The organism is Kitasatospora sp. NPDC056327, from assembly GCF_042261735.1.
Lineage (GTDB): Bacteria > Actinomycetota > Actinomycetes > Streptomycetales > Streptomycetaceae > Kitasatospora.
The window spans coordinates 12,293-31,297 of record NZ_JBHJRC010000067.1 but is presented as its reverse complement, the minus strand read 5'-3'; the positions used below and the strand labels follow the sequence as shown (position 1 = coordinate 31,297).

The 19,005-nt window shown below is 76.4% G+C and carries 13 protein-coding genes; 4 read left to right on the top strand and 9 right to left on the bottom strand.

Annotated features, from left to right (window positions below; translation table 11 throughout):
• Positions 1 to 266: 266 nt before the first annotated feature.
• Positions 267 to 1,061, bottom strand: coding sequence for a DUF4389 domain-containing protein (locus ACFCX4_RS12870; RefSeq protein WP_376141372.1), 795 nt, complete (start codon positions 1,059 to 1,061; stop codon positions 267 to 269).
• 447 nt (positions 1,062 to 1,508) lie between these two features.
• Here ACFCX4_RS12870 and ACFCX4_RS12865 point away from each other — a divergent pair, with 447 nt between their 5' ends.
• From ACFCX4_RS12865 to ACFCX4_RS12855, 3 genes are read left to right on the top strand one after another with little or no spacing between them, the layout of a single operon-like run.
• Positions 1,509 to 1,949, top strand: a complete 441-nt coding sequence (locus tag ACFCX4_RS12865) for a hypothetical protein (protein WP_376141370.1) — start codon at positions 1,509 to 1,511, stop codon at positions 1,947 to 1,949.
• Positions 1,946 to 3,883, top strand: coding sequence for a GMC family oxidoreductase (locus ACFCX4_RS12860; protein ID WP_376141368.1), 1,938 nt, complete (start codon positions 1,946 to 1,948; stop codon positions 3,881 to 3,883). Before ACFCX4_RS12865 ends, ACFCX4_RS12860 begins: the two co-directional genes overlap by 4 nt.
• Positions 3,880 to 4,803 carry a hypothetical protein gene (locus tag ACFCX4_RS12855; protein WP_376141366.1) on the top strand — a complete coding sequence of 308 codons (924 nt, stop codon included), beginning with the start codon at positions 3,880 to 3,882 and terminating at the stop codon, positions 4,801 to 4,803. Before ACFCX4_RS12860 ends, ACFCX4_RS12855 begins: the two co-directional genes overlap by 4 nt.
• Before the next feature lie 305 nt (positions 4,804 to 5,108).
• Here the strand turns inward: ACFCX4_RS12855 and ACFCX4_RS12850 are convergent, their stop codons facing one another.
• Both ACFCX4_RS12850 and ACFCX4_RS12845 read right to left on the bottom strand, forming a co-directional pair.
• The gene (locus ACFCX4_RS12850; protein ID WP_376141364.1) at positions 5,109 to 5,522 is read right to left on the bottom strand and encodes a hypothetical protein; all 414 of its coding nucleotides are present in this window, start codon (positions 5,520 to 5,522) and stop codon (positions 5,109 to 5,111) included.
• A gap of 391 nt (positions 5,523 to 5,913) precedes the next feature.
• Positions 5,914 to 10,866 carry a helix-turn-helix domain-containing protein gene (locus tag ACFCX4_RS12845; RefSeq protein WP_376141362.1) on the bottom strand — a complete coding sequence of 1,651 codons (4,953 nt, stop codon included), beginning with the start codon at positions 10,864 to 10,866 and terminating at the stop codon, positions 5,914 to 5,916.
• Between the two features lie 479 nt (positions 10,867 to 11,345).
• Here ACFCX4_RS12845 and ACFCX4_RS12840 point away from each other — a divergent pair, with 479 nt between their 5' ends.
• Positions 11,346 to 13,334 (top strand): glycerophosphodiester phosphodiesterase, encoded by a 1,989-nt coding sequence (locus tag ACFCX4_RS12840; protein WP_376141360.1) that lies wholly within the window; start codon positions 11,346 to 11,348, stop codon positions 13,332 to 13,334.
• 277 nt (positions 13,335 to 13,611) lie between these two features.
• Here the strand turns inward: ACFCX4_RS12840 and ACFCX4_RS12835 are convergent, their stop codons facing one another.
• From ACFCX4_RS12835 to ACFCX4_RS12810, 6 genes are all read right to left on the bottom strand, one after another.
• Positions 13,612 to 14,751, bottom strand: a complete 1,140-nt coding sequence (locus tag ACFCX4_RS12835) for a bile acid:sodium symporter family protein (protein ID WP_376141358.1) — start codon at positions 14,749 to 14,751, stop codon at positions 13,612 to 13,614.
• A complete protein-coding gene (locus ACFCX4_RS12830; RefSeq protein ID WP_376141356.1) occupies positions 14,748 to 15,074 on the bottom strand; it encodes a hypothetical protein in 327 nt (108 codons plus the stop codon). The genes ACFCX4_RS12835 and ACFCX4_RS12830 overlap by 4 nt, the downstream gene beginning before the upstream one ends.
• The gene (locus ACFCX4_RS12825) at positions 15,071 to 15,955 is read right to left on the bottom strand and encodes an oxaloacetate decarboxylase (protein ID WP_376141354.1); all 885 of its coding nucleotides are present in this window, start codon (positions 15,953 to 15,955) and stop codon (positions 15,071 to 15,073) included. The genes ACFCX4_RS12830 and ACFCX4_RS12825 overlap by 4 nt, the downstream gene beginning before the upstream one ends.
• Positions 15,956 to 16,164: 209 nt before the next feature.
• Complete coding sequence (locus tag ACFCX4_RS12820) at positions 16,165 to 17,214, bottom strand: acyltransferase domain-containing protein (protein ID WP_376141352.1); 1,050 nt, start codon at positions 17,212 to 17,214, stop codon at positions 16,165 to 16,167.
• Between the two features lie 109 nt (positions 17,215 to 17,323).
• Positions 17,324 to 17,956, bottom strand: a complete 633-nt coding sequence (locus ACFCX4_RS12815) for a hypothetical protein (protein ID WP_376141350.1) — start codon at positions 17,954 to 17,956, stop codon at positions 17,324 to 17,326.
• 124 nt (positions 17,957 to 18,080) lie between these two features.
• On the bottom strand, positions 18,081 to 18,995 hold the full coding sequence (locus ACFCX4_RS12810) for a class I SAM-dependent methyltransferase (RefSeq protein ID WP_376141348.1): 915 nt from the start codon (positions 18,993 to 18,995) through the stop codon (positions 18,081 to 18,083).
• Between the last annotated feature and the right edge of the window lie 10 nt (positions 18,996 to 19,005).

Genomic DNA, 19,005 nt, shown 5'->3' with positions numbered 1-19,005 from the left:
CGTCGTGCAGGGGTTGCAGCCCGCCCAGGTCGGCGAGGGTGCCCGCGAACACGTTGACGTAGTTGGAACGGGGCGGGCGAACGGGAGGAAAAGCGATGGTTCGTACAGGACGCGGCAGTGGCCGTGACGGCAGACCGACCCTGGAACAGGTCGCCGCCCGCGCGGCGTTGCGGAGCGATGCGGCCGCCGGCCGCTCGGCCGTTCGGGGCCCCGCGACCCGTCCCGCCACCCGTCCCGTTCCTCGCCCCGTCCGGGGCCTTCGCCCGTTACGGGCCGGGGCGCAGCGGGCCGGTGACCTGCTTGACCTCGTCATCGTCGTCGGAGGTGACGTTCGCGGTGATCGAGCTGGTCGCGCCGGACAGCAGCCCGAGGACGAGGAAGGCCACCAGCAGGCCGCGGCCCGCGCCGCTCAGGACCAGGGGGCGGGTCGCCGACACCGGGCCGCCGGGTTCCTCGCCCGGCTCGTCGCCGAAGAGCCGCTTCGGGTAGGCGGGGGTCAGCATCAGCAGATAGGCCATGTAGCGCATCCGGTAGCGCAGGATCGCGGCCGTGGCCTCGAACAGCGGTTGCGGCATCCGGCCGAGGATCAGCACCACCAGCCAGCTGATCCAGCCGACCACCCACCACCCGGCGTACAGGAGTCCCTGCACGACGGCGGCCGGGATGACCAGGATCAGCCGGAACAGCACCGCCAGGCGGTTGAGCTCGCCCGGCCGGAGCTCCACCTGGGCGGGGTAGGAGGGGGTGCGGAACGCGAACGGCGGATAGCGGTCGTGCGTCAGCAGGAGGTAGGAGGTCACCCGGGTCTCGTACGGGACGTACGCGGACAGGTAGTCGGCCGCGAAGCCGGGCAGACGGCCGAGGACCAGGGCACCGAACCAGCCCACGACCGTGACGAAGAACGCCACGACCGACAGCACCCAGGTGACGACGAACTGGGGGATCAGCAGCAGGAGCCGCAGCAGGACGGTCCACCGGTTCTGCGGTCCGGGGGCGGGCAGGTCGAGCGCGGGCAGCCACTCACGCGGATAGGGGGTGACTGCGGGGGGAGCCTGCCACATCGGGGCCTCCTGGTCTCGACACCGGGCGGACGGCGCGACGAAGGCGCGCGTGCTCCGAAGATCGCAGCCCGGGGTGGCGCCCGCGCGCTGCGCTGCGCCACCCGGGGGACCGCGGGCCGCGGCGGGGCCGTGGTGCGGTGCGGTGCGGTTCGGTTCGGTGCGTTCGTGGCCGGTGCGGTCCGTTGGGTTCCCGTGCGGGCCGACGGCCTTCCGTAGGTGCCGGTGCGGTTCCGTGCGGTCGGATCCTGTCGGAACCGCACACCATCACACGCGAGAACGGTCACCGTTCGATCGACGAGTGGGGCCGAGGTGAGCAGGACCGGTCGATTCCGCTCGATGTGCCGGGCCTGAGGGTCGGCCGGGCAGGATCGCTCCGAAGACGATCGGATCTTCGTCCGATCGGCTGTCATGTTCGGGACGTGACGTGCTCACCGCGGGGGTACCGGTTTGCCAGCGATCGACGACCACGACGACCACGACCACCGACCCGGCCGGGCCGACCCGCCCGGTCCGGCGGAGCCCGCAGGCCCGGCACACCCGGCGGAACCGGCACCCCCGGAGGAACCGTCGGACCTCGGCCCCGGCCTCCTCGACTTCGACGCCTTCCTCCGCGCCTCCGCCGGACTCACCGGCTTCGACGAGGCCGAACTGCGCGCCACCGGAGTGGCGCACGAGCACCACCGCACCCTGCTCGCCCACCGCGTCCGCGACGAGCACGCCCTGCTCCACCTCTGGTACGTCGGAAGCTGGCCGGACGAACCGCCCTCCTCGGCCCGCGCGCACGACCGGGGCCTGATGTGGCGCACCTTCCACGGCGCCGCCCCCGGCAGCACCGCCCCCGGACACGGCAGCTGGGCCGGGGCCCCGTACGGCGGGGGCGGGCGGTGAGCCGCCCGCCGGCCGACCCGCGGGAGGAGGGCGGCCCCTGGGACGTCGTCGTGGTCGGCGCGGGCTTCGCCGGATCGCTGGTCGCCCACCGTCTCGGCGGGCACGGCCACCGGGTGCTCGTCCTGGAGGCCGGTCACGCCGTCCCCGACGCCGCCACCACCGCCGACGCGTACCGGGCGGCCGGCGGCGGCACGCCCACCTCGGCCTACCCCCGCAGCGCCGACGCCCCCTCCCCGGACGTCGACGACCTGACCGGCCTCCCCGACGGCGGATTCACCGCCACCGGGTACCTGCTCCAGCACGGCCCGCTGCCCTACGCCAGCGGCTACCTGCGCGCCAACGGCGGCACCGGACTGCTCTGGACCGGCCTCACCCCGCGCATGCACCCCGAGGACTTCCGCACCGCCGACCTCGGCCACGGCCGCAACTGGCCGATCGGCTACCAGGACCTCGAACCGTACTACCGGGAGGCCGAGCGCGAACTCGGCGTGGCCGCCGACGCCGCCCAGCAGCGCAGCGCCGTCGGACTGCCGATCCCCGACGACTACGCCTTCCCGATGCGCCCCGTCCCGGCGAGCCACCTCGACCGGATCGCCGCCCGCGCCCTCGACGGCCGGACCGTCCGCGACCCGGCCGCCGACGAGGACGCCCGCCTCGCCGTCAGCACCACCCCGCACGCCCGGAACGGCCGCCCGGCCGGGCCCGACGCCGGTGCCGACGCCGCCCGGGCGCCGCACCCCCTCCACCCGCACGGCCGGGCGGCCCCCGACGGGGAGCCCTGCCGGGGCGCCGCGTCCTGCGTCCCGGTCTGTCCCACCGGCGCCAAGTACACCCCGCTGCGCACACAGGCCCGCTGGGCGCCCACCGTCCGGCTGCGCACCGACGCGGTGGTCCGCCGGGTCCTCGTCGACGCCACCGGCCGGGCCACCGGCGTCGAATACCACGCCGCCGGCACCACCCACCGGGTCCGCGCCGGCCTCGTCGTCCTCGCCGCCCACGCGATCGAGAACGCCCGGCTGCTGCTCCTCTCCGGTCTCGCCGGCCGCAGCGACCAGGTCGGCCGCAACCTCATGGACCACCCCGCGCTGCTCACCTGGGGCCTGCTGCCGGAACCGACCGGCCCGTACCGGGGGCCGGGCTCCACCAGCGGCCTGGAGGCCTTCCGCTTCGGTCCGGCCCGCACCCGCCGGGCGCCGTTCCGGATCGAGATCGGCAACTGGGGCTGGTCCTGGGCCGGCCGCCCGCCCGGGGCCGAGACCGCCGCCCTGCTGCGCGCCGGGCTGCGCGGCAAGGAACTGCGCGAGCGCGTCGGGGACCGCCTCGGCCGCCAGTTCGCGCTCCAGTTCGAGCTGGAGCAGCCCGCCGACCCGGCGAACCGGGTGACCCTCGACCACGGCCACCCGGACCGGCTCGGACTGCCGCGCCCCGCGATCCGCTACGACCTGTCCGCCTACGTCCGGGACGGCATGGCCTCCGCGAGGGCCGTCTCCGACCGGCTCTTCGCGCTCCTCGGAGCCGAGGACCACACCCGCTACGAGGCCGCCCCGGGCTGGCCGGGCCGGTTCGAGCACGGGGGCCGGCCCTACGGCTACCGGGGCGCCGGTCACGCCGGCGGCACCCACGTCATGGGCGACGCGCCGGGCACCTCGGTGGTCGACCAGTGGCAGCGCTGCTGGGACCACCCCAACCTCTACGCCGTCGGCTGCGGCTCCATGCCCTCCCTCGGCACCTCCAACCCCTCGCTCACCATGGCCGCGCTCGCCCTGCGCAGCGCCGACCGCATCCACCGCGACCTGACGGCACTGAACCGGCCCGCCGTCGTCACGGGCGGCGGCCCGGCCCCGGCCCCGTTGCCGGCCGCTGTTCGGACCCCGACGCCACCCTCGCCCCCGACCTCTGCCCCGACCTCGACCCCTCCGAGGGAGCCCTCATGACCGGTCTGCCGCTGCCACCCGTGCCGGAGCCGTACCACCTGCCCTTCCACTACGGCGCGCTGCACAACATCGGCGTGGACTACCTGGTCGACCCGGGACCGGTGCGGGAGCTGCTGGCCGGCCGCCACCCCGCGCTGGCCGCCGCCGACTTCCACGGCCGGGCCTGCGTCTCCCTCAACTACCAGCTGTACTTCGCCCAGTACCCGACCGGCGGCGGCATCACCGAGGAGGTGGAGATCAACGTGATCGCGCACCCGCGGTCCGCCGTCGACCGGATCCCGGCCGTCGACTACGGCCAGTACGCCCGTGGCCACGACCAGACCCGGCTGCTCGGCATCGCCCGCCTCCACGTGCTCTGCGACAACCCGCTCGCGATCGACGCCGGCACCCGGCTCTACGCCGAGCCCAAGTACCCGGGCTGGTTCAGCGCCGTGCTGCCCTCCCTCAACGCGGCCGCCGTGCACGACCGGTGGGCCTTCAGCTGCCGCCGGGCGAGCCTCGGGCCGACCGGGCTGCGGCGGCACGACGAGGAGCTCTTCGCCGTCGAGGCGGACCTCGCCGGCCTCGACGGCGAGCCCGTCGTCAACACGCCGGTCACCGGCTACGGCACCGACCCGGACGGGCGGCTGCTCGCCGGTCCGCTGACCGTCCACCAGCCCTACCGCTTCCATCCGCTCGACGCCCGCACGGCCGACCGGATCCGTCTCACCTTCGGCGAGCACGGCCCCGGGACCGGGATCGAGGCCGGGAACGAGGGCAGGAACGAGGTCGGGACCGGGACCGGGGCCGGGACGGGGAACCGGGTGGGCGAGGCCGTCGGTGACCTGGCGCGGCTGGTCGGCGACGCGCCCGCGGCCGGGGTCTGGACGTACCAGTCGGCGCCGGTCGCCGCGCACCACCGCCCGTACTACGTCCCCTGAGGTGCCGGTCCGCCCGCTGCTGCCGCGTTCCTCCGGCCGGTGCTCGCCGTGGTCGCCGGTGTCCGTCCGCGCGGCCGTCGCCGGCTCATGGCGCCGAAGGCCCTCGCCCGGCTCCGCCCGGCCCCGGCGAGGGCGGTGGCCGGGCGTTGTTCGGCTCGGCCGGGACCACGGTGCACCAGGAGCCGTCCGCTGCGGGCGCGCGGAGGAGCCGGGCCGATCTGCGCGTCCACCGGGCCACCGGCCGGGGTTCGGCCGGTGCCCGGTGCCAGGTGCACCTGAGGGGCACCGGTACGGGCGGTCGTGCGTCAGCCGGTGATGCAGTCCGGGACGGGGTTGGTCTCGCTGTAGATCGCGCTGTCGGCCATCCAGCCCCAGCCGCCGGTGTCGGACTGCGTCCACAGCCACCGGTACGGGTGGGGGCCGCCGCCGTTGTAGCCGCCCTCGTCGGTCTTACAGACGAACCAGCTCGGGTTGCTGCGCATCGTGCCGGTGACCGGGTAGGAGGCGGAGGGCTGCGAACGGACGACGGTGTTGGGGACGTTGTTGCAGTTGTGGACGCGCCAGCTGCCGCTCACGGTGCCGCCGACGGTGCCGGTGTAGGTCCAGCCGGCGTCCCAGCAGTCCGCGGCCGCGTGGGCCGTGCCGGCCGGGAGCACCGCGGTGGTGGCGGCGGCCGCGAGGGTGATGCCGAGGGTGGCGAGCTTCCTGCGGAGGTTCATGACGGTTCGGGGGCCTTTCCGTGCGGTTCGGTGGGGTTCGGTGGGGTGGGGTTCGGTGGGGTGGGGTGCGGTCTGTGCCGGTGCGGGGGAGCGGCGGCGGTGGGTGGGGCCGGGAACGCGCGGGCGGCGTTCCCGGCGGCGGATGTGCCGGGGGGTGAGCAGGGTGTGCGGGGCGCCGTGGCGTGATGCGCCGGGCCCGTCGGGCGGGCCGGGCACCTTCGGCCCCCGGGAGCGCCGGGCGGGGCGGACGGATCGTGAACTCCGGTCCCGGGCGACGGTTTGAGCCTCGCAAGCACGTCCGGCCGCGTCCAGCGGACCGCCGTCGCCCATTGCGGCGGGAAACGGGAAACCCCGTGGGAAACAGCGGCCGGACTGCGGGAACCCGAGGGGGTCAGTCCGAGCCGCAGCCCGGGCGGTACGGCAGTCCCGGGAGCAGCAGCGACCAGCGGGCGCGGTCGACCGGGCCGAGCAGCGCGCAGATCGCCGCGGACCGCTCGCCGGTGTCCGGACGCCACAGCCGCACCGACCCGTCGGCGCCGGCACTGGCCAGGGTCCGCCCGTCCGGGCCGAAGTCGACCGACCAGACGGCGGTGCCGTGACCGGTGAGGACGGCCGTCGGCGTGCCGGTGCCGGGTTCCCAGAGGCGGACGGTGCCGTCGTTGCCGCCGCTGGCGACGGTGCGGCCGTCCGGGGCGAAGGCGACCGCCCGCACCGCCCCCGTGTGACCGGTCAGGGTGGCGGTCGGCCGCCGGTCCGCGACGTCCCACAGCCGTACGGTCAGGTCGTCGCTGCCGGTGGCGAGGGTGCGGCCGTCGGGGGCGAAGGCGACGGCGTTGACGAAGTCCTGGTGTCCGATCAGCAGCCCCTCCGGGACGCGTCGGCCGACGTTCCACAGCCGGGCCGTGCGGTCCTCGCCCGCGGAGGCGAGCAGCCGCCCGTCCGGGCTGAACGCCACGCCGAACACCGAACCCTGGTGCCCGGTGAACCTGGCCTGCTCGCGCCGCGTGGCGACGTCCCAGAGCCGGACCGTCCCGTCGGCGCCCGACGTGGCGAGCAGCCGCCCGTCCGGGCTGAACGCCACGCCGAGGACCTGGCCGTCGTGGCCGGTGAGCACGCCCGTCTCCCGGTGGGCCGCGACGTCCCAGAGCCGCACGGTGCGGTCCGCGCCGGCGGCGGCGACGGTGCGGCCGTCCGGGCTGAACACCGCACGCCAGACCTCCGCGAAGGGGTGCGCGGTCAGCGCCGCCGCCCCGCGGTCCCACAGCACCGCCGTCCGGTCGAACCCGGCGGTCGCCAGCAGCGTGCCGTCCCGGCTGGCGGCGAGTCCCTGGACGTAGTCGGTGTGGCCGCCGAGGACGGCCGTCATCCGGTGCCCGGCGACGTCCCACAGCCGGACCGTGCCGTCGCCCCCCGCGCTGGCCAGGGTGGCGCCGTCGTCCGCGAAGGCCACCGCGTTGACGTCGTCGGTGTGCCCGGTCAGGGTCGCCGTGGCCGCGCCGGTGACGGCGTCCCACAGGCGGATGGTCCGATCGGTGCCCGCCGACGCGACGGTCCGCCCGTCGGCGCTGAGCGCGACCCCGAGCACCTGACCGCCGTGACCGTTCAGGACGGCACCGGCGGCACCCGTGACGCCGTCCCACAACCGCACCGTGCGGTCCGCACCCGCCGAGGCGACGGTCCGCCCGTCCGGGCCGGCGGCGACGGCCATGACCTCACCCTCGTGGCCGCCGAGCGTTCTCAGGAGACGACGGTCGGCCGGCGGATCCTCCGGCACGGCGCCGGGTGCGGTGACGGTGGCGGTGACGCGGGTGGTGGGTGCGTCGGGCGGGGCGTCGCGGTCGTCCGGCACGGCGCCGGGAGCAGCGGTCACGGATGCGGCCGAAGTCTCGCCAGGGCCGGTGGGGCCGGGAGACGGCCGGAGCGTCACGTGGTCGGCCGGGCCCCGGGAGCCGGACCGGGCCGCCGCGACGTCGCTCCGACCGGCGACGGCCGGGGTGCCCGGGCCGGTGACTGACGGGATGCGGACCGTCCCGTCCGAGGCTCCGGAGGCGTCCGCCCGGAGCGCCGGGGCGTTCGGCGCGGTCAGGCGGAAGGGACCAGCCGGGGGGCCCTCCGGTACGGGCGGGAGCCCGGCGATGGTTGCGTGGCCGGCCAGGTCCGTCAGGCCGGGCCCGGCTGTGGTGACGGCGCCCCGTTCGGAGCCGGGCCCGGTGCGGTGTGTGCCGCCCGGGGCGGTGGTGGCGGTCGTGGCGTCGCGGCTGGGGTCGGTCGGTGCGGGGAGGAGGCGGAGGCCTGCCGACAGGTCCTCAGGCATGGTGACGGGTGAGGGCGGGGTCGAGTGGTTGGTAGGGCTGGCTTCGTCCTCTGCCCCGGACCGGCCTCGGGCGCCGGTCCGGGGTGTCGCGGCAGCGCCCGTTGCGGTGTCCGAGAGGGCGCGGGCTGTCCCACCGGGGCCGGTGGTGGCGGTGATGGCCTCGCGACTGTCGTCGGTCGGCGGGGTGCGGCGACGGGGGGCCGCGGACTCCGTGGTGGAGCTGGTGACGGCATCGGTCGTGGGCGCGGGCGACACCGGGGGACTCGTGCGGTCGGCCAGGTCGGCCAGGTCGGCCAGGTCGGCCAGGTCGGCCTCGCCCGAGCGGCTCCGGGCCGTGGCCCGCGCCATCGCGGCACGGCCACGTTCGGCAACGGTCTGGGCCTCCTGCCCGGGAGCGGACTGCGTGCGGACCACTGCGTCCGAAGCGCCGGGGGCGAACGATCGACCCTCCGGGCCGGTCCGGACCCCCGCGACATCGCCCGGCTCGCTCACGGTCGGGGCGTCCCAGCCGGCGGTGGACCAGACGCGGACCGTCCCGTCCGCGCCGCCCGACACGACCGTGCCGCCGTCCGCGCCGAAGGCGACCGAGCGGACCGGGCCGACGTGACCGCGCAGCACGATCGGCGGACGGCGCTGGGCGACGTCCCAGAGCCGGACCGTCCCGTCGGACCCCGCCGAGGCCAGCAGGCGGCCGTCCGGGCCGAACGCGACCGAGCGGACCGGACTGTTGTGCCCCGTCAGGGTCGCGATCGGTCGGCGGTCCGGCAGGCTCCACAGCCGGACCGTGCCGTCCGTGCTCGCCGTCGCCAGCAGACGGGTGTCGGGGCTGATCGCGCAGCCGTTCACCGGGCCCGTGTGACCGAGCAGCCGGCCCGCGAACGGCTGCGCCTGGGTGCTGATCAGGGCGCTTCGGGCCTCGGCGGTCGCCGCGAGGCGGAACGCCCGGTCGGCGAGCAGCATCGAGGCCTCGGGGCGGCCTGCGGCGAGTGCGGCGGACTCGGCGGCCATCGCGCGCGAGTCGGCCGCCCGGCTCCGGTCCTGCGCGTCGCTGCGCTGTTGGTGGGCGACGGTCACGGCGGTGAGCGCGACCGCGAGCAGCCCGGCCAGGGCGGCGAGCAGGCGGTGCTCGCGGCGGGCCCGGCGGCGGGCTCCGCGCCGCAGTTGCTCCTCCTGCTCCCGGCCGGCCCGCAGGAAGGCGAGCTGGGAGCAGCTGAGTCCGCTCCGGTGGACCGGGTCCCGCGCCCACTGCCGGGCGGCGTCGAGCCTGGACCCCCGGTAGAGCCCGTCCGGGTCGCGCCGCTCGCGCTCCCACGCGGCGGCGGCCCCGGCGAGCCTGCGGTGGACCAGCAGACCGGCGCGGTCCGCGGCCACCCAGCGGCGCAGCCGCGGCCAGGAGTGCAGCAGAGCCGGGTGGCTGATGGCGATGCCGTCCTGGCCGACGGTCAGCAGGCGGGCCCGGACGAAGGCCTCGACGACCGGTCCGGGGCCGGAGCGGTGGCCGGCGGGCCCGCCCCTGTCGTCGAGGCCCGCCGGTGCGCCGTCGGCCGGTCCGCGGGCCGGTGGGAGCTGCCGGTGCGGCGGGAGTTCCCCCAGGGGGACGGGTCGGCCGACGTCCTCGCCCGTCGAACCGACCCGCACCAGCCGGAGCAGCAGTCGACGGGCCGCCTCCCGGTCCGCGGGGCCGAACGCGGTGAAGACCTGCTCGGCGCTCGCGGCGACGGCGCCGTGGATTCCGCCGGTGCGCAGGTAGCCGTCGACCGTCAGGGTGCCGTCGGTGCGGTGCTGCCAGGTGGCGAGCAGGGTGTGCGCGAGCAGCGGGAGCGCACCATGGGGTCCGGGAGCCGGCTCCGGATCGTGCGCCGGCCCGGGGGCCGGCCCTCCCCGACCGTCGGCCGCCTGGTCGTCCGGTGGCCGGAGGCCCGGCCCCGGGGCGTCGTGCAGGGTGCCGTCGGGGGTGTCGTCGGGGGTGTCGTCGTGCGGGGCACCGCGGTCGGGCGGGCCGGTCCCGTGCACACCGACGTCGCGCAGCAGGATCTCGACCAGCCCCGGTTCCACCCGGAGTCCGGCGTCCGCCGCCGGGCGGGTGATCGCCTCGCGGAGCCCGGCGGCGGACACCGGGCCGAGGCGGAAGGCGGCGGGCCCCATCACCGGGACGAGTTCGGGGTGTTCGAGACAGCGTCCGACGAAGTCCGCCCTGACCCCGAGCACCACGACGGCGGCCGGGTGTCCGCCGGCGAACCCGCAGACGGCGCGGACGAACGCGCGCCGTTCCCGCTCGTCGGCGCAGAGGGTGAACAGTTCCTCGAACTGGTCCACGACCAGGGCCGGTCCGGCACCCGCCGGGCCGCCGTCCGGCCGCGCGTCCTCGGGGCCGGCGCCGTCGAGGGCGGTGCGCAGGGCCACGGCCGGGTGAGCCGTCGGCGTGCAGACGACCACCCGCCGGGGCGGGGCACCCCCTGCGCCCGGTGAGCCGGCCCGCAGGGCGGGGACCAGTCCGGCGCGCAGCAGCGAGGACTTTCCCGACCCCGACGGTCCGACGAGCGCCAGCGGTCCGGGCCCGGTTCGTTCGGCCAGCCGATCGAGGAGCGCGGTGAGCGCGGTGGTCCGCCCGGCGAACCAGCGTGCCTGGTCGGCGCCGAAGGCCGCCGGGCCCGGGTACGGACACGCGCCGTCGTCGTCAGCACCCGCCGGGCGCCCGTTCGCGTCCGTTCCACGGCCCCCACCCCCACCCCCACCCCCACCGCGACTCGCCTCCGCCGCCGCGGGGCCGGCCGTCGGCGCACGGCCGTCGGTGGCCGGCCGGAGCAGCCGTACCAGCGCGCCGTCGGCCCGCAGGGCGTCGTCGCACCGCCGGGCGAGGTCGGGGGTGGCGCGCTTGGTGCCGTTCTCGATCTTGCTGAGGTAGCCCTTGCTGTAGTGGACCAGCTGCGACAACGCCGTGAGCGACAGGCCGCGTTCGTGCCGCAGCCGCCGCAGCTCCGGCCCGAACTCCGGTGGGGTGTGCGGCCCTTTCCCGTCGTCCGGGTCCATCCTGTCCCCCCTCTGCCTTGACGCGCTCGGCTCATCCTCGCCTCCGGGTGCCGGGCCCGCGCCCCTGGAGTCGCGACTTTTCCCACCTCTCGTATCCCCCATTGACGGACTGCAGCGCCGTGGTGACCATCCCTCGGCCGAGGGAGCGCGTGCCGCCGGGCCGGAGCGCGTGCCGTCGGGCCGGAGCGCGTGCCGCCGGGCCGGGGCGGGCGTCGACCGGGCCGCCCCGGCGTGCGGCAGGTGACGTCGCCGGGCGGGACGGGATGCCGCACCGTGAGGTTGCACGGAGTGCAACGTGGCAGGCCGGACCGGCGCTCCGCCGGATGATCGTCCCGGGATGCTCGCCGGGCGTCGTGCGGGATCGAACCGGCCATCCATCGCCGGGAATTCGCCACGTCCACGAACAGCATGCGCAATGGTCACGAACGGTTTCCGGACTGGTGGCTTCCGGTTCGGCCGCCGTCCCTAGCGTGCCGGGCATGACACAGAGTCACCGCCCCCACGGGGCACGTCGCACCGGCCTGCTGGCCGCCGCCGTCGCCTCCGCACTGAGCCTCACCACCGTCGCGCTCACCTCCCCGAGCGCCGCCTCCGCCGAGCCCGCCGCCCCCGCAGCCGCCGCCCCCGCAGCCGCCTCCGCCGAGCCCGCCGCCCCCGCAGCGGCGCCGGGCGCTCCGGCCGCCGGTGAGGTCGTCGTCGAGGAGCACTTCGCCGGCTCCGCCCTGCCCGCCGGGTGGAAGGCGGTCGAGGGCGACTGGAAGGTCGAGAACGGCCGCCTGGTCGGCACCTCCGCGAACTCCGGGCAGCAGAGCCGGATCACCTTCGGCCGTCACCTCGACGACTTCCGCATCGAGGCCACCGCCCGCTTCGAGAGCGTCGCCGACGCCGCCCGCTGGACGGCCTTCGGCCTGGACGTCCCCGCGAGCGGCGCCACCCCGTGGTCGATCGCGACCATGCGCTCCGGCACCACCGCCGCCAACGGCCTGGAGTTCGCCCAGCGCACCCCCGCCAACAGCTGGAACGTCACCAACACCGCCGCGGCCCCGACCGCCGCGGGCACCGGCCGTGACGTCCGGGTCGCCGTCGAGGTGCACGGCACCTCCGCCCGCTGGATCTTCGACGGCAAGGAGGCGATGCGCACCACGCAGGTCGCCCGCACCGCCGACGGCGGGCAGGCCCTGGTGGTCAACGGGGCGAAGGTCTCGTTCGACGACCTCAAGGTGACCGCCCTCGCCCCCGGCGGCTGGCTGCGCCCCGCCGGTTCGCCGCTCACCGTCTTCGCCCACCGCGGTGCCTCCTCCGCCGCCCCGGAGAACACCCTGGCCTCGGACGAGATCGCCCGCCGCGGTGGCGCCGAGTGGATCGAGAACGACGTCCAGCCCAGCAAGGACGGCGTCCCCTACGTCCTGCACGACGACACCGTGGACCGCACCACCAACGGCAAGGGCCGCATCCGTGACCTGACGGCCGCCCAGCTGGACGCGCTGGACGCCGGCTCCTGGTTCGGCCCGGTGTACGCGGGCGCCCGGGTGCCGAGCCTGGCCGCCCAGCTGGAGGACCTGCGCACCCGCGGCGGAAACCTGCTGCTGGAGATCAAGGGCGCGCACAGCCGCGACGAGGTGGCCCGGATCGTCAAGGAGATCCGTGACCGCGGCATGACCGGCCGGGTCTTCGTCCAGAGCTTCGAGGTCGACGCCCTCCGCCACACCCGTGAGCTGGCCCCCGAGCTCCCGCTGGGACTGCTGCGCGGCTCGCTCGACGCCGACCCGGTGGCCCTCTCCAAGGAGCTCGGCCTCGCCGCCTACAACCCCTCCGACGGCGCCCTCGCGCCCCGGCTCGGTGTGGTGAAGGACCTGCACGCGGCCGGCGTCGCGGTCAACGTGTGGACGGTCGACTCGGCCACCCGGTGGAAGGCCCTGGAGGCCGCCGGCGTCGACGGCATCATCACCAACCGCCCGGCCGAGCTGTCCGGCTGGAACGCGGCCTGGCTGCAGGGCGGCACCGTGACCACCCCGCCGGCCGCGCCCACGGTGGCGATCACCTCGCCGGTCGCCGGTGCGGCGCTGGACCGTGCCCAGCAGCCGGTGACCGCCGTGCAGGCGAGCGGTGCCGACACCGTCCGGCTGACCCTGGACGGCAAGGAGCTGGCGGCCGGTTCGGCCCTCGACACCACCGTGCTCGCGCTCGGCAAGCACACCCTGCGCGCCGAGGCCACCGGCCCCGGCGGCCGTGCCGAGACGACCACCGAGTTCACCGTCGCGGCCACCCCGACCGGTCTGGCCTCGCTGGTGCTCACCTCGGGCGCCGACCGCAACGCCGTGGCGACCCTGACCGTCATGCTCGGACAGGGCCAGTACCAGCCGCTCGCCCACTGGGCCGAGAACCAGGCCGGCCGCAGCGTTCCCGCCGACCGCGCCCGCCTGATCGCCGGTGACGCCCGCGCCCTGGACGCCGCTTCGCGCGGCTGATCCACGGAGCTGATCCACGGAGCTGATCCACGGCGCCGATCTGCGGTCCCGATCCGTGGGGCCGTAGCGACGATCCGCCGGGCCGATCCGCACCACCGATCCGCCGGCGCCACGGATCCGCCGCGCAGCCGCCGATGGTGTCGCCCAAGGCGTCGCCCACCGTGCCGGCGCTCGCCGGGACCTCGTGCCGCCCGCCGCGGCACGAGGTCCCGGCCGTTGCGGCGCCCGTTCCCGCCGGGCACCGCCCCGCCCGGGGCCGCGGCACCGCCCGGTGCCGTCAGGCGGGTTCGGGGGAGGCCCGGGCGGGCGCGGAGGTGTCCTGCCCGGCGGCGCCGGTGTCGCCCGGCACTCCGGACGGCTCCTCGCGGCCGGCCGACGCCCCGTCGGCGGCCGGGGGACGGACCCAGCGGCCGGCGAGCAGCGCCCCGGCCACCAGTTGGAGCTGGTGGTACATCATCAGCGGCAGGACCAGCAGCCCCGCCTGCGGCCCGAACAGGACGGCGGCCATCGGCAGGCCGTTGGCCAGGCTCTTCTGCGAGCCGCAGAGCACCGCCGCGATGCCGGAGGCCCGGTCCAGGCCCAGCAGCCGCGCGCCGAGCCGGACCGCGGCGAGCGCGGCCGCGAGCAGGGCCAGCAGCAGGGCCAGCAGCCCGAGCAGGGCGGCCGGGGTGACGGTGGCCCAGACGCCCTGCTCGACCGCGCCGCTGAAAGCGGTGTAGACGACCAGCAGGATCGAGCCCCGGTCGACCGGGGCGAGCAGTCGGCGGTGCCGCCCCAGGAAGCCGCCGAGCCACGGCCGCAGCGACTGCCCGAGCACGAACGGGGCGAGCAGCTGGGCGCAGATCCGCAGCAGGCCGTCGGCCGACAGCGCCGCACCGGCCCCCAGCAGCCCGGCGGCGAGCAGCGGGGTGAGTACCAGGCCGGCCAGGCTGGAGTAGGTGCCGGCACAGATCGCCGCCGCGACGTTCCCCCGCGCGGCGCCGGTGAGCGCCACCGAGGACTGCACCGTGGAGGGCACCAGACAGAGGAACAGCACGCCCGTCCGCAGCTGCTCGGCGAGCGACCCGGCCGCGAGCGCCGTCAGACCGAGCCCGAGCAGCGGGAACAGCACGAAGGTGCAGGTCAGCACCAGCCCGTGCAGCCGCAGGTGACGCAGCCCGGCGAAGGTCTCGCGGGCGGAGAGCCGGGCCCCGTACAGGAAGAACAGCAGCCCCACCGCGAGGTCGCAGGCCAGCTCCGCACCGTGGGCCGCCCGCCCGGTGGCGGGCAGCAGCGCGGCCAGTGCCACCGCTCCGGCCAGCGCCACCACGTACGGATCGAGCACCCGCCACCACGGCCGCCGTCCGGTGGCGGCGGCCGGCGAAGCGCGCCGCGCCTGCGCCGGAGGCGGAACCCGCTGCTGACGGGCCGTGCTCATTCCTCGCCCTCCTCCGCCTCCACGGGGGCGGGCGCCGCCCCCAGCAGCCCGGTCACCAGGGTGGTCGCACCGTCGTGGTCGCTGCCGGCCGAGCCGCGCCCGACCAGCAGGTCGGCCGTCCGGTCGATCTCCAGGATCGAGTCGGCGCCGGAGTTGTCGATCACCGTGACCAGGCCGCGCTCCGCCGCCCGGGCCTCCGGCGCGACGGCGCAGCCGAGCACCGCCCAGGCCACGGCCAGACCGGCGGCCGCGATCCTGCGGTGCCCCCGCGTCGGCCGGCCCGAGGCCTCCCGGGGCTGCGCGCCGGAAACCCGGAGCCTCATACGCCCACCTCCTCGCGGCTCTGGGGCCGCGGGAGGTTCCGCTCCAGCAGCTCGGTGGACTCGCGCACGCCGACCTCCTGGCGCTCCCCGGCGGTGGCCGGCAGCCGGCCGTCCGCGACCTTGAGCCCGGCGAGCGCCTCGTCCATCGCCCGGTGGGCGGCGAACAGGCACGGCGTGCTGTAGATGGCGACGTTCACCCCGAGCCCGGCGAGCTCGGAGAGCGAGAGCCGGGGCGACTTGCCGCCGCCGATCTGGTTGAACAGCAGCGGCTTGTCGCCCACCACCCGGCGGATCCGGCGGACCCACTCCTCGCTGCGCACGCCGTCGACCAGCACCACGTCCGCGTCGGTGGCGGCGAGGGCCTCGGCCCGGCGCAGGATGTCGGCCTCCTCGGTGGCGTCCGTGCGCGCCACCACCACGAGGTCGCTGCGGGTGGCGAGGACCTGGTTCAGCTTCTCCAGGTACTCCTCCAGGGGCAGGACCTGCTTGCCGTCGGCGTGGCCGCAGCGGCGCGGGCGCTTCTGGTCCTCCAGGATGATGCCCGAGGCGCCGATCCGCTCCAGCCGCCGCACCACGTGGCAGGCCACCTCGGGGTCGACGTAGCCGTCGTCGATGTCGACGAGCAGGTGGTGCCGGGGGAAGGCGCCGCGCAGCCGCTCGACGAAGGCGACCATGTCCGGCCAGGCGATGAAGCCGATGTCGGGCAGGCCGTAGTAGGAGGCCGCGAAGCCGAAGCCGGAGACGAACATGCCGTCGTAGTGCTCGGCCGCGATGGAGGCGGAGTACATGTCGTAGACACCGATGAGCGGGGTCGTCCCCGGGGCGGCGATCCCCTCGCGCAGCCGCTGCCCGTAGCCGTCGTGAACGTTTCCGTGACGCAACGCCATCTCCTCGTCTGCCAGGGACCCGTGCGGGGCGGCACGGGCCTTTGCCATAAATTGGCCATTCCTAGGGCCAACTGAGACGCCATCACTATGCGCGCTTTAATGTTCCGTGGGCAAATCTTTAAAGGAACTTCCCTCGTTGGAGTGAATGCAGTCGTATACGTCTTATAAGTCTGATCAATTCGACGGATGCTGCGGCGGGGAATTCAGAACGGGAGCCGGCCGCCGCACACGTACCAGTGGCCGCCCGCCCGCAGGTGGTCGACCAGGGCGCGCTGGAGGGCGGTGTCCCGGGGGAGCGACCCCAGCGGGCGGCCGACGTCGCCGAAGACGTACCGCAGCGGGTTGGTGTCCTCGGGCACCGGCGGCCCGTCCGGGTTCCCCAGCGGGGCGAACCGCTGCTGGAAGCGCAGGATGTTGGAGCCCTCCGGCAGGCGGTCGGCGAGCTGCGGGTCGAGCAGCCAGGAGAAGAGGGCGAAGCCGCGGTAGGGCTCACCGGGGAAGTGCCGGGGGAAGAACGCCCGCGCCCGGTCCAGCGCCCGGTCGCAGGCTCCCGGGGAGAGCGGGCCGCAGTGGTCGGGGATGTGCACCTGGAGGCTCCACTCGCCGGGCAGGCCGGTCCGCTCGGCCCCGGTGTCCGGCCCGGCCGGCCGGCGGCGCTGGAACTGCAGCCGGCCGAGCTGGAACAGTTCGCCCCGGAAGTGCAGCGTCAGCCAGCGGGGGTTGCCCAGTCCGGCCCGGCCGCGCCACCGGCCCACCACGATCTGCCGGCCGAGGTCGGCGAGCGTCGAGCGGGTCACCTCCGGCGGGACGCCGAGCGCGCGGTGGAGGGCCCGGGTGTGCGGGGCCAGCGCGACGAACAGCAGGGCCGCGAACCGTTCGCCGTCCGGAACGCCGGCCGGCCAGCCGGGGCCGATCCCGGCGGGTCCCCCGAGCGTCCCCACCGCCGCGGCCTGGTCGCGCAGCATCTCCTCGAAGAGTGCCCGCAGGCCCGCGTCCCGGGCCAGCCGGACGCGGGCTGCGAGCAGGCCGTTCACCTCCTCGAACGGCACGGCGAGCGCCAGCAGCTCCTCGACCAGGTCCTCGTCGGAGGGGAGGCCGGCCGGCAGGCGCGTCTCCAGAGGCGCCGGCGGTTCCTGCGGTTCCGCCGACGGGGCGGGCGGCGGGAAGGGCGCGGGCCTCCCGGGCGGGCCCGGTGGTCCCTGGGCGTCCGACGGGTTCGGCGGCTGCGGCGAATGCGGTGATCGCGGTTCCACGGTGCTCTCCACGGTGCGGGATCGGCCCGGTCCGCCGGATCGGCGGGCCCGACCGGCCGACCCTACCGGCGGGTCCGGCCGCGCGGCGGCGTCCGTCCGGGGAGCGGGCTCAGCGCAGCACGGCGAAGGCCAGGGCTGACACGCCGCCGAGCGCCGTCCCGGCCGCCACCTGGGCCGGCGTGTGGGCCCGGAGCACCAGCCGGGACCAGCCCGCCGCCGCCGGCAGCGACGCCGCCGCCACCATCAGGACCGGCGAGGCCGGGCCGAGCGCCAGCACCAGGATCATCGCGGTGCCCCCGGCCACCGCGTTGTGCAGCGAGATCTGCCACCACACCGTCACGGTCAGCGCCGAGACCAGCCCGACCAGCATCGCCACCACCACGGCCCCGACCTCCGCCGGGGCGTCCAGCAGGGCCAGCAGTACGACACCGGTCACCACCGAGAGCAGGCTGACCGCCATCGGGACGACGCGCTGGCGGCGGACCCGCATGTGCTTGTCCGTCAGCGCGCCGCGCCGCACCCCGAGCGCGATCACGCCGAGCGGCACGACCCCGCAGAAGGACGCCGCCAGCAGCCCCCAGCCCAGCCCGGTCCAGCCGCCGGCGGCGTGCGTGCCGACGACCAGCAGCAGGGAGATCACCAGCGGGACGGGCGCGAGCACCTCGGTGAGGATCCGGGCCACCCGCTCGCGGGGCGAGGCGGTGGCGAAGGCCGGTGGCTCGGGCGGGACGAAGGCGCTCATCGGCGCGTCCGGGCCGGACGGGCGGAACACGCGGGACGGGCCGGGCGGGCGGTCGAAGCGATCATGAGGTGCACGGCCGACAGAGTACCGGCCGCGGGGCCCCGCCCCGCCGGGACGCTGCTGCTCAGTGGGGCCGGACGGTCCCGCCCGGCCGCGCCGCGGACCGCGTCCGGAGTGCCCGGACCGCCCCCAGCACCCGCCGGACCGCCCGGGTGGCCACCGGCGGCAGCAGCTCCAGCAGCACCCGGCGCGGACCCGTGCGCGGCGGCCGCACGGCGTTGTTCAGCCGCAGGACCCGCAGCCCCGCGATGGTGTCCTCGTCGACGGTGAACCCCTCGGCCCGCCAGTCCCGGGCAAGCAGCGCCCGGCGGGCCGGCTCCGGATCGCCCCACGTCCCGTAGAACTTCATCGGCGTCAGCAGCACCGGCCGCAGCCCGCCCGTGAACACCGCCTGCCAGACCGCCGCCGCCACGCCCGGGGTGTGCTCCGAGCGGTAGTCGTCCAGCACCACCAGCCCGTCCCCGGCCAGCGCCCGCCGCGCCACCTCGATGTCGCCGGCCACGTGCTCGTAGAGGTGGGAGGCGTCGACGTGGACGAAGCGGCAGCTGCCGGCCGGGATCCGGCCGTCGGCCAGCACGGCGGTCGGTGCCTGCACGATGGTCGGCAGCTCCGGGTGGAACGCCAGGTAGTTGGCCTCGAAACCGCGTCTGGTCAGCGAGGAGCGGTAGGACATCGCCATCTCGGCGGCGTTGTCGGCGTCGCCCGCCTCGGAGTCGAACAGGTCGCAGACCGTCAGCTGCTCGCCCGGCCGCAGGTGGTCGCCGAGCAGGACGGCGCTGCGCCCCAGGTAGCTGCCGAGCTCCAGGACGTCACCGGTCAGTCCGGCCGCGCTCTGCGCGGTGAGGAGGTGGCCGAAGGCCTCGCGGTCGAGCCGGAAGAACCAGCCGGGGATGGCGTCCGGATCCGCGGCCGGACGGGGCGCGTCCCGGGGTCCGGCGGAACCGGACGGTGCGACGGCGGTGCTGTCGGCAGGGGGCACGGCGGTCTCC

What these genes read in the sequence shown, in the direction of transcription:
- ACFCX4_RS12870 (WP_376141372.1), bottom strand. Translation starts at nt 1,061, where the DNA reads ATGTGGCAGGCTCCCCCCGCAGTCACCCCCTATCCGCGTGAGTGGCTG.
- ACFCX4_RS12855 (WP_376141366.1), top strand. Translation starts at nt 3,880, where the DNA reads ATGACCGGTCTGCCGCTGCCACCCGTGCCGGAGCCGTACCACCTGCCC.
- ACFCX4_RS12850 (WP_376141364.1), bottom strand. Translation starts at nt 5,522, where the DNA reads ATGAACCTCCGCAGGAAGCTCGCCACCCTCGGCATCACCCTCGCGGCC.
- ACFCX4_RS12845 (WP_376141362.1), bottom strand. Translation starts at nt 10,866, where the DNA reads ATGGACCCGGACGACGGGAAAGGGCCGCACACCCCACCGGAGTTCGGG.
- ACFCX4_RS12840 (WP_376141360.1), top strand. Translation starts at nt 11,346, where the DNA reads ATGACACAGAGTCACCGCCCCCACGGGGCACGTCGCACCGGCCTGCTG.
- ACFCX4_RS12835 (WP_376141358.1), bottom strand. Translation starts at nt 14,751, where the DNA reads ATGAGCACGGCCCGTCAGCAGCGGGTTCCGCCTCCGGCGCAGGCGCGG.
- ACFCX4_RS12830 (WP_376141356.1), bottom strand. Translation starts at nt 15,074, where the DNA reads ATGAGGCTCCGGGTTTCCGGCGCGCAGCCCCGGGAGGCCTCGGGCCGG.
- ACFCX4_RS12815 (WP_376141350.1), bottom strand. Translation starts at nt 17,956, where the DNA reads ATGAGCGCCTTCGTCCCGCCCGAGCCACCGGCCTTCGCCACCGCCTCG.